The 14548-nt window shown below is 71.6% G+C and carries 13 protein-coding genes; 3 read left to right on the plus strand and 10 right to left on the minus strand.

The window, feature by feature from the left end; all coding sequences use genetic code 11:
• Positions 1-47: 47 nt before the first annotated feature.
• The 10 genes from H9I49_RS08430 to H9I49_RS08475 all read right to left on the minus strand — a co-directional run bounded on the left by H9I49_RS08430 (position 48) and on the right by H9I49_RS08475 (position 9402).
• Positions 48-863, minus strand: coding sequence for a hypothetical protein (locus H9I49_RS08430; RefSeq protein ID WP_188029904.1), 816 nt, complete (start codon positions 861-863; stop codon positions 48-50).
• A gap of 100 nt (positions 864-963) precedes the next feature.
• Positions 964-2358, minus strand: a complete 1395-nt coding sequence (locus H9I49_RS08435; RefSeq protein ID WP_188029905.1) for a hypothetical protein — start codon at positions 2356-2358, stop codon at positions 964-966.
• A complete protein-coding gene (locus H9I49_RS08440; protein WP_188029906.1) occupies positions 2355-2507 on the minus strand; it encodes a hypothetical protein in 153 nt (50 codons plus the stop codon). Before H9I49_RS08440 ends, H9I49_RS08435 begins: the two co-directional genes overlap by 4 nt.
• A 55-nt stretch (positions 2508-2562) precedes the next feature.
• Positions 2563-3510, minus strand: a complete 948-nt coding sequence (gene era, locus H9I49_RS08445) for a GTPase Era (RefSeq protein WP_188029907.1) — start codon at positions 3508-3510, stop codon at positions 2563-2565.
• Positions 3491-4804: a hemolysin family protein gene (locus H9I49_RS08450; protein WP_188029908.1), complete on the minus strand. Its 1314-nt coding sequence runs from the start codon at positions 4802-4804 to the stop codon at positions 3491-3493. Before H9I49_RS08450 ends, era begins: the two co-directional genes overlap by 20 nt.
• A gap of 19 nt (positions 4805-4823) precedes the next feature.
• A complete protein-coding gene (gene ybeY, locus H9I49_RS08455; protein ID WP_188029909.1) occupies positions 4824-5291 on the minus strand; it encodes an rRNA maturation RNase YbeY in 468 nt (155 codons plus the stop codon).
• A complete protein-coding gene (locus H9I49_RS08460) occupies positions 5288-6448 on the minus strand; it encodes a PhoH family protein (protein ID WP_188029910.1) in 1161 nt (386 codons plus the stop codon). The genes ybeY and H9I49_RS08460 overlap by 4 nt, the downstream gene beginning before the upstream one ends.
• 13 nt (positions 6449-6461) lie before the next feature.
• Positions 6462-7997 carry a peptidase S10 gene (locus H9I49_RS08465; protein ID WP_188029911.1) on the minus strand — a complete coding sequence of 512 codons (1536 nt, stop codon included), beginning with the start codon at positions 7995-7997 and terminating at the stop codon, positions 6462-6464.
• Positions 7994-8353, minus strand: a complete 360-nt coding sequence (locus H9I49_RS08470) for a histidine triad nucleotide-binding protein (protein ID WP_188029912.1) — start codon at positions 8351-8353, stop codon at positions 7994-7996. Before H9I49_RS08470 ends, H9I49_RS08465 begins: the two co-directional genes overlap by 4 nt.
• Complete coding sequence (locus H9I49_RS08475; protein ID WP_255523793.1) at positions 8350-9402, minus strand: LacI family DNA-binding transcriptional regulator; 1053 nt, start codon at positions 9400-9402, stop codon at positions 8350-8352. The genes H9I49_RS08470 and H9I49_RS08475 overlap by 4 nt, the downstream gene beginning before the upstream one ends.
• Positions 9403-9618: 216 nt before the next feature.
• Here H9I49_RS08475 and H9I49_RS08480 point away from each other — a divergent pair, with 216 nt between their 5' ends.
• The 3 genes from H9I49_RS08480 to H9I49_RS08490 all read left to right on the plus strand — a co-directional run bounded on the left by H9I49_RS08480 (position 9619) and on the right by H9I49_RS08490 (position 14538).
• Complete coding sequence (locus H9I49_RS08480; protein WP_188029913.1) at positions 9619-12585, plus strand: glycoside hydrolase; 2967 nt, start codon at positions 9619-9621, stop codon at positions 12583-12585.
• Between the two features lie 145 nt (positions 12586-12730).
• Entirely contained in the window at positions 12731-13357 is a 627-nt protein-coding gene (locus H9I49_RS08485) for an RNA polymerase sigma factor (RefSeq protein ID WP_188029914.1), read from the plus strand.
• Positions 13354-14538 carry a Gmad2 immunoglobulin-like domain-containing protein gene (locus H9I49_RS08490; protein ID WP_188029915.1) on the plus strand — a complete coding sequence of 395 codons (1185 nt, stop codon included), beginning with the start codon at positions 13354-13356 and terminating at the stop codon, positions 14536-14538. Before H9I49_RS08485 ends, H9I49_RS08490 begins: the two co-directional genes overlap by 4 nt.
• The last annotated feature ends 10 nt before the right edge of the window (positions 14539-14548 follow it).

Here is a 14548-nt window from a genome sequence, read left to right on the forward strand (position 1 = left end):
ATCCTGAGACTCGGGTCTCGTCCGCGGACGCCCCTGTCCGCCGCGCCTCAGCGGAACCGCGGCCGCAGCCAGCGCGCGTAGCCCAGCCGTCGCCACACGTACGGCGACGCCCACCAGCCGACGACCAGCACCACGGCGACCACCACGACATCGGCGAGCGGCGGAAGGGTGGTCGGTGCGGTGAGGCCGAGGACACCGCCGGCGAGGCAGGCGGCGACGAGGAGGGCGGCAAAGTGAGCCCACATGACCCGCGCCGACACGCGAAGGTCGTGGGCATAGGCCTTGCGCCGCAAGGCGATCGCGTCCTCGACCGTGGCGAACGTCATGGCGGTGGGGCCGTGTCCCGCGACTGCCAGCACGTGGCGCGCGTGCTCGTGCCACAGCCACTCCACGCCACTGACCCCGGTCGGGTCGTCGACGTGGACCACCCGGATCGAGCGGCCCCTGCCGGGCACGTGGGACCGCCGGATCTCCTCGGCCACCACCATTCCCCGTCGGGCCCGCGCGAGGTTGCGCGGCCAGGCGGGCCGGTGGTCCCACTCACGCACGGTCTCGACCAGCTGCCCGTCGGCCGTGAGAGTGGCCAGGCGCACCGATGGCGAGCCCCAGAACCACGACACGTCGGCGAGCGTCGTCTCGTCCGGCGAGGCGACCGCCGTGGCGACGTCGGGAAGGTGGGCCTCGAACGTGACCCGGTCCTGGGCGGCATACCCCTTGAGGACGCTCTCGAGGCGCCTCGGCTCGAGCTCGAAGGCGACGCGTCCGAGCCGCACCCAGCCCAGCTCCTCGAAGGCCGTCACCACCTCGGGGTACGGCGTGACGGCGTCCGGGTGGTTCGTCACGTCCGTGTACGTGTACCGCACCCGCGGCTCCCTCCTCTGTCGGGCCAGGCGGCCCCAGCTCCTCGGCGAGATGACGTCAGGGGTCCTTCGGCGGACGTGTGGCCTTCGGCCAGAACCGGCGTCAGTCCCGGGGCACGTCCCACATCGGGTCGCCCGACTCCGCTGCTGCCTGGCCGCGCGTGCCCGGAGGGTCGATGACCCCGAAGTTCATGTCGTCGCGGTCCGGCCCCACCGCGGCCCAGCCACCCTCGAAACCTGCGGGGAGCGGCCCTCGCGTGCCCGAGTCACGCTGGGCGCGTGCGTCGCCGGGCCCCAGCCCGCGCGACCGCCAGACCCGCGCCTCCGACGCGACGACGTCGAGGTCGGTCCAGGCACGCGCGTCGGACGGCGAGAAGCCGGTGGCGACCCAGCGGGCTCGCACCCGACGGGAGATGCCGGCGGCGTCGTAGGCGAGCGCTTCTTCAGGGGTCACCGTCGGGTCCGCGATGGTGAGCTCGCGGGCCTGCCTCGAGTCGAACCCGGCATCACGCCAACGCAGCGCCCGCGGCAGGTCCTCGGCCTCCCATACGGCGAGGTCCTCCGGCGTGATGCCCGCCTCCAGCCACGGGGCGACGTCCGAGGGCTGACGGTCGAACATCACCGAGGCCAGCCGCCAGACGGGCGCGTCGGCGGGCAGGCCGATCTTGCGCCAGGCCACGACCCGACCAACCGCGTCCTCCGGGGTGCGGCCGAACATCGCCATCACCTCACCCCACGCCAGCGCCTGGCGCCGCGAGAGCTGCGCGCCGCCGTCCGCCAGCTCCCTCTCAAGCGTTTCGACATGGTCGGGCCCGAAGCCGAGCGCCACCCAAGGGTCGACGTCCGGATCACTCTGCGCGACACCGCGCCACGCGCGAGCCGCGTCCGCCTCGGGTCCGCGCCAACGGGCCCAGGCCTGCTCCTCCGTGCCAGCGAGGACGCGCTCCGCCGCGCGCATCATGCCCACGGCGTCCCAGCCAGTCCCCTCGGCGTCGCGGGCGTGCCGGATCAGGAGCAGCAGGCTCCCGATCCGCGTGCCCGGCCACGGCGAGCGGAGCAACCAGAGCCGGCTCTTGGGAGGCGGCGGCAACCCGACCGAGCGCGCGAGGCGAGCGAGCTCCCAGCGCGCACGCTCGGGGTTGTGCGTGTCCGGCTCGATGAAGCTCTGATGGTCGCCGTGCGACACGACCCCGTAGGAAGGCAAGCGGTCCGGCAGCCAGCGACGGTGCGCGGCGGGCCAGACGGCGGGTATCAGACCGACGTCCGACCCGAGCTCGAGGGGTGACAGGGGCGCCCAGCCCGCGGCGGCGAGCTCCTGGACCTCCGGCAGGTCGTCGGCTCGCGGCCACTGCGACCGACCGCCTTCGGGCGCCGGCAGCTGTTCCCCGCTCTCGAGCGCCGCGGCGATGGTCGCGAGAGACGGCGGTAGCGGCGCCAGGTCGACCTCCGCGACCACGGGCGGCTCCGAGCGACCCCACGGGTCCGCGGCGTCGGTCACCGGGCAGGTGCGCTGCCGGGCTCGTCGGCCGCCGACACGTCGTCGCGCAGGTCGCGTGCGTCGGCGATCTGTTCCTCGGGCCGCGGGGGCACCGTCTGGTCGTCCTCGAGCACCTCCAGCTCGTGGTCGTGCGCAACCGCCTCCGACATGTCCGCCTCCTTGCCCGTTCGTATCCCGAGTCTAGGACCGAAGACCGCCGGAGGGTCAGAACCCGAGGCGCTGCAGCTGTTTGGGGTCGCGCTGCCAGTCCTTGGCGACCTTGACGTGCAGGTCGAGGAAGACCTTCTGGCCGAGCAGCCCCTCGATGCTCTTGCGAGCGTTGGTGCCGACCTCGCGCAGCCGCGAGCCGCCGCGGCCGATGACGATGGCCTTCTGGCTGGGACGCTCGACGAAGACGTTGACGCGTACGTCGAGGAGCGGCCGGTCCTCGGGACGGCCCTCGCGCGGCACCATCTCCTCGACGACGACCGCGAGCGAGTGCGGCAGCTCGTCGCGCACCCCCTCGAGCGCGGCCTCACGCACGAGCTCGGCGATCATGACCATCTCCGGCTCGTCGGTGAGCACGCCGTCGGGGTAGAGCTGCGGGGATCGGGGCAGGTACGACGACAGGACGTCGCGCACCTCCTCGACCTGCTCGCCCGAGACGGCGGAGCACGGGATGATCGCGTCCCACTCCCCCAGCTGGTCGATCGCGATGAGGTGCTCGGCCACGCGCTCGCGGTCGACGGCGTCGGCCTTCGTCGCGATGGCGACGACGGGGCGCCGGCGCACCGAGCGGAGCTCCGCCAGCTCCCTGGCGATGAACGAGTCGCCCGGCCCGATGCGCTGGTCGGCGGGGAGGCAGAAGCCGACGACGTCGACCTCGAGCAGGGTCGCTCGGACCAGGTCGTTGAGCCGCTCGCCGAGCAGGGTGCGCGGCTTGTGCAGCCCGGGGGTGTCGACGAGGATCAGCTGGGCGGTCGGGGTCGTCGCGACGCCGCGGATCGTGTGCCTCGTCGTCTGTGGCTTGGAGCTGGTGATCGCCACCTTCTGGCCCACGAGGGCGTTGGTCAGCGTGGACTTGCCGGCGTTGGGTCTCCCCACGAGACAGGCGAACCCGGCGCGGTACGCGTCGCTGCCGCCTGCGGTCGGGTCAGCGTCCTGGGTGCCCATGGGCGTCCTCCGTCTCGTGGTGCAGGACCTCGTCCTCCGGCACCTGCGCACGGTGCACGATGACCGACGCGACGCGGTGTCGGCGTCCGGCCATCCGTTCGGCCGTCAGCTCCAGCCCAGCGACCGTACCGGACGACCCGACGATCGGCACCCGCCCGATGACCTTCGTCAGCAGGCCGCCGACGGTGTCGACGTCGTCTTCGTCGATGGTCACGTCGAAGAGCTCGGCGAGGTCGTCGATGTCCATCGAGGCCGGCACACGCAACGTGCCGTCCTCCAGCTCCTCGACGCCGGGCGCCTCACGGTCGTGCTCGTCGGCGATCTCGCCGACGATCTCCTCGATGATGTCCTCGATCGTGATGAGCCCGGCGGTGCCGCCGTACTCGTCGACGACGATGGCGAAGTGGTTCTGGTCGCGCTGCATCTCGCGGAGCAGGTCGTCGACCGGCTTGCTCTCGGGCACGAAGTGCATGGGCCGCATCACCTCGGTCGCGAGATGGCGCCCGTCCTCCGGGGCCGCGTTGAGACGGCGTGCGACGTCCTTGAAGTAGAGCAGGCCACGCACGTCGTCGCTGTCCTCGCCGACCACCGGGATGCGCGAGAAGCCCGAGCGCAGGAACAGCGACATCGCGCTGCGCAGCGTCTTGTCGGCGTCGAGCACGACCATGTCGGTGCGCGGCACCATGACCGCCCGGGCGACCGTGTCACCGAGCTCGAAGACGGAGTGGATCATCTCGCGCTCGTCGGCCTCGATGACCTCGGAGTCACCGGCCATGTCGACGAGGTCGCGCAGCTCCGACTCGGTCTGGAACGGCCCGTCGGTGTAGCCCTTGCCCGGCGTGACGGCGTTGCCCAGCACGACGAGCAGCTTGGCCACCGGCCCGAGGACCCGGCGCAGGCCGACGGCGAAGGGTGCACTCCACAGGGCGACCGTGTCGTAGTTCTGTCGGCCGAGGGTGCGCGGCGAGACCCCGACGACGACGAAGGAGACGACGGCCATGATCGCGATGCTGATGAGGGCCCGGCTCCACGTCGACTCGACCTGGCCCGCGACCGCGAGCGTGACGAGCACCGCCGCGGTGGCCTCGGCCACGACGCGCAGGAACGCGATGACCGACAGGTAGGCCGGTGAGTCGCCGACGACCGTCATGAGCGACTTGGCTCCGGACCGTCCCTCGTCGAAGAGCTCCTGCGCGCGCACCCGCGACATCCGGAAGATGGCGGCCTCGGAAGCCGAGAGCAGGAACGCCACGACGATGCTGATGAGGGCCGGGAGGGCGAACTGCGGAAGCATGTCGTTCTCTCGCTCGCCGTCAGGCGCTGGGGCGGTTGCGCGTGGCGAGGAACGTCAGCAGGAGCTGGCGTTGCAGCTCGAACATCTCGCGCTCCTCGTCGGGCTCGGCATGGTCGTAGCCGAGCAGGTGCAGGATGCCGTGCGTCGTCAGCAGGAGCATCTCCTCGACGGGCGCGTGCCCGGCCTCGAGCGCCTGCTTCGTCGCGACCGACGGGCACAGCACGATGTCGCCGAGGGTGCCCTCCTCGGGCTCCTGCCCCTCGCGTCCGGGGCGGAGCTCGTCCATCGGGAAGCTCATGACGTCTGTGGGGCCGGGAAGGTCCATCCACTGCACGTGGAGGACCTCCATCGCGTCCTCGTCGACGAGCTTGATGCACAGGTCCGCCTGGGGATGCACGCGCATCTGCTCCATGACGTACGCGGCACAGGCGAGCAGCTCCAGCTCATCGACCTCGGCGTCCGTCTCGTTGAGGACGTCGATGCTCATGCGAGGTCCTCCTGCGCGTCGGGTTGGGCCGGGGCGGATGGCGTATGCCGTGCGGCCGACCTGCCGGCCCCGCCCGAGCTGGCCCCGACGTCCCTGGCGAGGCGCCGGGCCCGCTTCTGGGCGCGAGCGTCGTCGCGCTCGTAGGCGTCGACGATGGCGCTGACGAGCCGGTGCCGGACGACGTCGTGCGAGGTCAGCTCGGCGAAGTGGATGTCCTCGACGTCGCCGAGGATCTCGCGCACGATCTTGAGGCCGGACTTCGTGCCGCCCGGCAGGTCGACCTGCGTGATGTCTCCGGTGACGACCATCTTGGAGCCGAACCCGAGGCGGGTCAGGAACATCTTCATCTGCTCGCTCGAGGTGTTCTGCGCCTCGTCGAGGATGATGAACGCGTCGTTGAGGGATCGGCCTCGCATGTAGGCCAGCGGCGCGACCTCGATCGTGCCGGCAGCCATGAGCTTGGGGATCGTCTCGGGCGACACCATGTCGTGCAACGCGTCGTAGAGCGGACGCAGGTACGGGTCGATCTTGTCGTTGAGCGTGCCGGGGAGGAAGCCGAGGCGCTCGCCGGCCTCGACGGCCGGCCGGGTGAGGATGATCCGGTTGACCTGCTTCGCCTGCAGGGCGGCGACGGCCTTGGCCATGGCGAGGTAGGTCTTGCCCGTACCTGCCGGCCCGATGCCGAAGACGATGGTGTGCTGGTCGATGGCGTCGACGTAGCGCTTCTGGTTGAGCGTCTTGGGTCGGATCGTGCGGCCGCGGTTGCTGACGATGTTCATCGTGAGCACGTCTGCGGGGCGCTCGACGGTCTGGTTGCGCAGCATCGAGATGGAGCGCTCGACGGCGTCACGGTTGAGCGGCTGGCCGGTCTCGACGATGACGAGCAGCTCGTCGAGGAGCGAGTCGATGATCTCGAGCTCGCCGGCCGGGCCGACGAAGGTCATCTCGTTGCCGCGCACGTGGGTGTCGACGAGGGGGAACTGGCGCTCCATCGTGCGCAGCAGCTCGTCTCGGGGACCGAGGAGCGTGACCATCTCTATCGGCGGTGGGATCTGGCGCGTCAGCACCGGCGCTTCGCCTCCGGCGTCGGCGCCACGGGGGCGCTCGGGGGTCTCGGGAGTGTCGGACTCGGATGGTCGGGGTTGCGCGTCATTCATCGTGGTGACGAGTCTACGTGGCGCGGCCGGAGCTCCTCACCACGAATTGGGCAAGGTCGTCGCTCTGCTGGATGCGCGACGGCTCGTGGACGTACATCATGTGGCCCGCCTCGTAGTAGGCGTGCTCGATGTCGGCCAGGCGGTCGGCGGGAATCTGGAGGTGGGCGACGACGTCCTCGGCCGCGAAGTGCGGCGTCGCCCCGTCGTAGTACCCGTACGCGATGTGCACCTTGAGGTGCGGGTTCTGGCGCATCGCGCGCTCGAGCTTGGGTGACACGTCGACCGGGCGACCCTCGAAGTCCTTGAAGGACCACGGGTGCACGAGCCGCGAGATCTGCTCGTAGTGCAGGTCGCTGCCATAACCGAGCTCGTCGCGGACGTAGTGGTTCCACGCCGCCGCATAGGGCCCGGTGATGGCGTCGTGGGACGGGTCGGCGTCCATGTTCTCGGCGATCGCCGCGGCCGCCGGACCGGTGAAGCGCGCGTCGAGGCGCCCGACCGAGAGCCGCTCGTCACGGAGCAGCTCCGTGAAGTAGCGCCAGTGCTCGATGCGCAGGTCGGCGCGGTCCACGTAGTCCTCGGTCAGGCCCGACAGGCGTGCCAGCGTCGAGACCGCCTCGGCGCGCTCCGCCGTGGTCAGCCGGGAGCCGCGCGACAGCACCCACGGGTAGTCGCGGGCGGCATACGCCTCCGCCTCGTCGAGGACGGTCCGCAGGGACCGGCGTCCGTGCCTGCCGTGGTAGTGCGCCACGGCCGCGTAGGTCGGCAGGTAGAGCGCGTGGGCGCGGTCGTTGCGCTGGTTGTCGAAGTCGACCGAGCTGAGGTCGAGCACGCTCGAGATGAGGATCAGGCCGTTGAGGTACATCCCATAGCGCGCCTGGAGGTGCTCGGCCAGAGCGGCGCCCCGCAGGGTGCCGTAGGACTCGCCGGCGACGAACTTGGGCGACATCCACCGCCCGTTGCGCGAGGTCCAGAGCCGGATGAGCTCGGCGACCGACTCGACGTCCTTCTGGTAACCGTGGTACTCCCCCGGCTTGCCGCCCTCGACGGCACGGGAGTAGCCGGTCGACATGGGGTCGATGAACACGAGGTCGCTCACAGCGAGCAGCGACTCGGCGTTGTCGACGAGGTCGTACGGCGGCGGCTCGAGCGCGCCGACGTCGCCGCTGACGACGCGGCGCGGGCCGAGGAGGCCGAGGTGCAGCCAGACGCTCGAGCTGCCGGGGCCACCGTTGAAGGCGAAGGTGACCGGGCGTGTGCGCGCGTCGGCGTCGTCGAGGACGTAGCTCGTCATCGACAGCTCGGCGCGTGCCTTGTGACCCGCGAACGTCCCGTCCTTGTGGTCCTCCTCGCGCAGGACGATGCGGCCCGCCGTCGCCGTGTAGCGCAGGCGCCGGCGACCGACCTTGAGCGTGTGGCGGGTCGTCACGAGATCGTCGACGGGCTCAGCCGGTTTCGCTTCGGCCTCAACCGGTTTCGGCTTGTCGTCGGTCGGCGCAGGTGTCGTCGGGCTCTTCTCGTCCGCTCCGGGAGAGGGCTCGACGCTCACACCATCCTCCCCTCGGTGAACGCCGTGCCCGCGAGCACGTGCACGTGCGCGTGAAAGATCGTCTGCCCGGCCTCGCTCCCCGTGTTGACGATCATCCGGTACGCGTCAGCGACTCCCTCCCGGTCGGCCACCTGCGCCGCGAGCCGGAACACGTCCGCGAGGTCCTCGTCGGACGCCGTCGCGAGCGCGCCCACCGTCGGCTCGTGGCGCCGCGGCACGACGAGGACGTGGATCGGGGCCGCTGGTCTGATGTCGCGGAAGGCGATCGAACGCTCGCTCTCGGCGACCAGGTCGGACGGGACGTCGCCTGCGGCGATCTTGCAGAAGAGGCAGTCACCGGGGGTCTGCGAGGTCATGACTGCACCCTAGGCACGTCGGCCCCGGGCCGCACCCGTGCTCCCGGCGCGGCGGTGCTCGAGCGCACGACGAGCCGCGTCGGCACGAGCGTCGTGCCCGACGTGGGCCCGGTGCCGCGCACCTGGCCGAGCACGCGCTCGACGCAGAGACGGCCGATCTGCTCGAAGTCCTGACGCACCGTGGTCAACGGCGGGATGAACGACGCCGCCTCGGGCACGTCGTCGAAGCCGACCACGCTCACCTGCTCGGGCACCCGTAGCCCGCGCTCGTGGAACGCCCGCAGCAGCCCGAGCGCCATCTGGTCGTTGGCCGCGAACACCGCCGTGCAGGTCGGCTCGTCGGCGAGCCGCAGCCCGATCTCGTAGCCGGACTGCGGCGTCCAGTCACCGTGGAGCACTGGAGGCAGGTCGCGACCCCGCGCCAGGAGCTCGGCGCGCCACGCGTCGCGACGGCGCGCGGCGGCATACGAGCTCTCCGGCCCGGCCACGTGCCAGACGGTGCGGTGCCCGAGGTCCAACAGGTGCGCCGTCGCGGACGCCGCCCCCGCGGCCTGGTCGGTGTCGACGACGGGATGCCGGTCGCCGACGTCGTCCGAGTCGGCGACGACCACCTTGAAGCCGGGCGGGTACGGCGCCGGGGCGTCGCTCGCCAGGTGCGTCTCCATGATCGCGACCACGGCGTCGACGGCGAGCTCGCCTGCTCGGGTGAAGGCTCCGCGAACGGCGTCCTGCGACGGCGCGTTGACCGGGATCAGCGTCACGGCGTAGTCGTGCACGGCCGCCGCCGCCACGATCCCCTCGAGCGTGCGGACGTTGCCAGTCGTGGAGAGGGTGAAGGTCATGACACCGATGGCGCGGAACTCGCCGCGCTTGAGGGCGCGCGCCGCGCTGTTGGGCCGGTAGCCCAGCTCCTCCATCGCGCGCAGCACCGTCTGGCGCGTGCTCTCGACGACGCTCGTCTCACCGTTGGACACGCGCGAGACGGTCTGCGCCGACACGTTCGCGAGCCGGGCCACGTCGGCCATCGACACCGCTCGTCGCTCCGCCATTCACCCTCCTCCGACCGCAAACCCCGTGAACCAACCCGTGCACCACCCGGAACCGTTCATATCGTGCCAGTCGCGGCGAGACGGTCTCTTGACACCCGACCCACCGGGCTGGGACGGTGACCGTGGCCGATGTTTACGCAAACATACCCTCCGCCCAGGACGATGTTGGCGCAACATCCCGGACCGCCATCGACGCCGTTCCAGGAAGGCACCACCATGAGATCCCGTCCCACCCGGGCCGTCACCGGCGCGCTGACCAGCGTCACGGTCGCCGTCGGATCCCTCCTCATCGGGACCGGCGCCGCCGCCGCTCCCGCGCTCTCGGACTCCTCCCCCAGCTCGTCCCCGGCCGCGGCGGACACGATCCCGTCTGTTCGTGTCACACCGGATCCCTCGTACCAGCAGGCCGCCTTCGAGGGCTGGGGGACGAGCCTCGCGTGGTTCGCCAACGCGACCGGCAACTACCCCCCGGCCGTCCGCGACAAGCTCGCGGACCTCATCTTCGGCAAGGACGGCCTGGCCCTCAACATCGCCCGCTACAACATCGGCGGCGGGAACGCCCCGGACGTCAAGGACTACCTGCGCCCCGGCGGCGCCGTGCAGGGGTGGTGGAAGGCACCCGCCGGCACGACCCGCACCGACGTCGACTGGTGGTCGGCCGACGACCCGGCCGACTGGAACTGGGAGGCCGACCAGACCCAGCGCTGGTGGGTCGACCGGATCAAGGGCGAGATCACGAAGTGGGAGACGTTCAGCAACTCCCCGCCGTGGTTCATGACCGAGAGCGGCTACGTCTCAGGCAACTTCGACGCCTCCAAGGACCAGCTCAAGCAGTCGAGCATCGCTGACTTCGCGGGCTACCTGGTGCGTGTCACCGAGCACCTGGAGAAGGCGCACGGCATCACCGTCGACACCATCGACCCCTTCAACGAGCCGAACACCAGCTACTGGGGCACCCAGCTCGGCGCGGACGGCCAGCCGACCGGCGGACGGCAGGAGGGCGCCCACATCGGGCCGGAGCTCCAGCAGAAGGTCATCAAGGCGCTCGCCCCCGTGATCGCCGCGTCGTCGACGACGGCCGCGATCTCCGCGATGGACGAGACCAACCCGGGCACGTTCGTGCGCAACTGGATGTCCTACCCCGCGGAGGTGACGGCAGCCGTCAGCCGGATGAACGTGCACACCTACGGCACGGGGCAGCGCACCGCCGTGCGTGACCTGTCCAAGTCCGACGCCAAGCCGCTGTGGATGTCCGAGGTCGAGGGCGACTGGGGCAACGGCCAGGACTTCGCCGACATGGCACCGGGACTCGGCCTCGCACAGCAGATCACCGACGACCTGAGAGAGCTCGAGCCGTCCGCCTGGGTCTTCTGGCAGCCGGTCGAGGACTACAACAACATGGCGCCGGGCGGCGAGGGCAGCCGTGGCGGCAACTGGGGCGAGGTCCAGCTCCCGTTCGACTGCACCGCGGAGGACACGCTGGACACCTGCGCCATCCACACCAACCAGAAGTTCAACACCGCCCGCAACTTCACCCACTTCATCCGGCCCGGTGACCATGTCGTGAAGGTCAACGACACGAGCACGGTCGGCGCCGTCCGTCCCGATGCCCGCACCGCGACGCTCGTGCACACGAACAAGACGTCCGGTCCGCGTGACGTGCGCATCGACCTGTCGAAGTTCGGCACCGTCGGGCCGGCTGCCACCGTCACGGCCTTCGTCACCGACGCGTCGGGGGCGCTGCAGGAGAAGGCACCCGTGCGCGTCCTCGGCACGTCGGCCACGGTGCGGGTCCCCCCGCACTCCGTCACCACCCTCGTCGTCTCCGACGTCCGCGGTGTGGCCAAGGACGCGTCCGCGATCCAGGACGGGCACCTCTACCGGTTCGTCGGCGTGCAGAGCGGCAAGTCACTCGACGCCGAGGAGACGGGCCTCTCGATCCGCACGACCGACGCCACCACCGGCGACCAGCTGTGGACCGCGACCCACGTCACCGACGGCGTGACGAACCGCGAGCGCTACCAGCTGCGGGCTCTCGACGGACGTCAGGTCGCGCTGCGGGCGGCAGGTCTCGTGCTCGAACCGGCGCAGGAGGCGCCCGACGAGGCCGCGCAGTGGTACCTGTCCACCACCGGCGACGGCACCTACACCCTCGCCAGCGCCACCGGCCCCGCCAACATCGAGGTGGGCGGCGAGGCGACCGCCGACGGGTCGGCCGTCGACGCCTGGCAGCCGAACGCGAACAACAACCAGCGGTGGCGCCTCGCCGACGAGACGGTGACCGGGGTCGCCGACGTCAAGCTGTTCACCGTTCCCGGCGTCGCCCCGACCCTGCCCGCCACCGTGACTCCCTCGCGCTCCGGCGGCGGCGGCGCGGCCATCCCGGTCCAGTGGCGCTCGGTACCGTCGGTGCTCTGGGCGCGGACGGGCACGGTGTTCGTCTTCGGCACGGCGACCGACCCGGCGACGGGTCGGGAGTATGCCGCTCGCGCCGTCGTCACCGTCGACACCGTCTCGGCGACCCGGCCGGCTGCGGCCAAGACGTACGTGGGCGGCGTCCCCGCCCTCCCGTCGACCGTCTCAGCGGTGTCCGACCGGTATGCGGTGGACGTCAACCTGCCCGTCGTGTGGGACACGTCGGGGACCACCTACGACCACGTGGGCGAGGTGACCGTCCCGGGGACCGCGACCCTCCCGGGCGGGTCCACGCTCCCGGCGACTCTCGTCGTCACCGTCACCGAGCCGGTCGAGGCCAACGTGGCTCTCGCGCCCGGCACGGTCGCGACCGCGACCTACACGGAGCCCGGGTACTCGGCGCAGGGCGTCGTCAACGGCGACGTGACCGACAAGGCGTGGTCGAACTGGCGCTCCGGGACGCAGCGTCCCGGCGACACCCTCACGGTGACCCTCCCCACGCCGGGTGACGTGACCCGCGTGGTGACCCGCTTCTACCAGGACGGCGGCAACGTCAGCTACGCCAAGACCCTTCAGGTCGAGGCCCTCGTCGACGGCGCCTGGAAGCCGGTGTCCGGTGTCGTCACCGTGGACGCCACCGGCGCGGCGGCGCCAGTGGTCTCGGTCCCCGTGACGCCGGTGCGGGCGAGCGCCGTCAGGGTCGTCATGACGGCCGACAGCTACATGACGGTCAGCGAGGTGGAGGTGTTCGCCAAGGCTGCCGCCTGACCTGCGTCTCCCCCGTGCGCCCGAGGGCCACGGCACTCCTCTCGCGAGTGCCGTGACCCTCGGTCGTCGCGTTCGCGACATTTCGGCGCGGATGCGTCAACCTTCGGGTCCACGTGCGCGTCTGTTGTCCGTGAGAACGTTGAGTATGCCGGCCGGCCAGCTCAGTGACCCAGGAGCCTCCGGGTCCGCGCGCCCTGCTGCGTCGGGTCAGCCGGGGCCCGCCCGCGGCTGGTTCGGTGGCGACCTGCCGACCGACCCCGACGTCGGCATCAGCGAGCTCTACCAGGCGCACTGGCACCGCCTGGTGCGACTCGCGTGGCTGCTGCTCCGTGACCAGCTCGCGGCGGAGGACGTGGTCCAGGACGCGTTCGTCGCCACGCACCGCAACTGGGACTCCATCCGGGAGGGAGGCCGCGTCGTCGGCTACCTTCAGACCGCCGTCGTCAACGGCTGCCGCTCCGTGCAGCGCCACAACGTGGTCGTCGACCGGCAGAACCTGCGTGACGCGGCTGCTGCCGACGCTCCCGGCCGCGGCAGCCACGGCAGCGCCGAGACCCAGGTCATCCACGCCTCCGAGCGCGACGCCCTCATGAACGCCCTGCGCAGCCTGCCCGGCCGGCAGCGCGAGGTCCTCGTGCTGCGCTACTACTCGGACCTCTCCGAGGCCCAGATCGCCCAGATCCTCGAGATCTCCCCCGGCGCCGTGAAGACCCACGCACACCGCGGCCTGACGGCCCTGCGCCAGACCATCGACCCCAGGGAGCTGTCATGAACACCGACCCGACCCGACCGGGTGGCCAGTCGCCCGACGAGGAGCCGGTGGTCATCGGCGCCGGCCTGCGCCCGGTTGAAGACCGCCTGCGCCGAGCCCTCGACAGCGAAGCCCGCCGCATCGACCCGACCGACCGCCTCGGCGTGATCCTGACCGAGGCTCACGCGTACGACTCCCGCGGCGTGTCCGGCCGCCGCCGGCGCTGGCTCGCACCCGCGGCCGCGGCGGCGGCAGCGGTCCTCGTGGCGGGCACGCTGTGGGCCGTGAACCGGCCCTCGACGCAGACCCCGCCCGTGGCCGCGACGTCGACCGACACCGGGACACCGTCGACGAGCGCCTCGACCGACACCTCGAGCGGGAGCCCGTCGACCAGTCCGTCGACCGTGCCGACCCAGACCGCGACCGGGCCGACGACGAGCATTGCCCCACCGGCGACGGAGTACCCGTCGGTGCCGGTCTACTACCTCGGGCCTGTCGTCGCGGGCAGCGACGACGTGCGGCTCTTCCGCGAGTTCGTCCGAGCGTCCGCGACCGGGGCGTCGGGTGCGGAGAGCAAGACCCGCGCCGCGCTGGCCGTCGCCATGGGAGACCCGCCACGGTCGTCGTCGTACGTGTCGGCGTGGGCCGGCGTGCGTCCACTGTCCGTCTCGATCGACGCCGACCGGATCGCGGTGACGCTGTCGGGCGGCCTGCCGAGCGGCGCGCCTGTGTCGGCCGAGCTCGCCGTGCAGCAGCTCGTCTGGACCGCGCAGGCCGCGGTGGGTCAGGGCGCCCGACCGGTCATGCTCTCGGTCGAGGGTGGTGGTGAGCTCGCTCCCGGCGTCGCCTCGGGCCGTGAGCACCAGCGCCCCTCGGGCGCGGCGGCCGTCTACGACGTCCTCTCGCCCATCTGGGTCGACGAGCCGGCCCGCGGCGCGGTCGTCAAGGCGGGCGAACGGCTGACGGTGAAGGGCGTCGCGAGCACCTTCGAGGCCAACGTCGAGTGGGAGCTGCTCCGCGACGGTCAGTCGGTCGAGAAGGGCTTCACGACCGCCGCTGAGGCCGCGCCGGCGCGCGCCGCCTACAGGTTCGAGACGACCAAGGACCTGTCTGCGGGCTCCTACGTGCTGCGCGTCTTCTCGAGCAGCGCCAAGGACGGCTCCCTCGAGTTCGAGCAGAGGGTCCCCTTCACCGCACGCTGAGCCACCAGGA

This window comes from Terrabacter sp. MAHUQ-38, assembly GCF_014518425.1.
Taxonomy (GTDB): domain Bacteria; phylum Actinomycetota; class Actinomycetes; order Actinomycetales; family Dermatophilaceae; genus Terrabacter.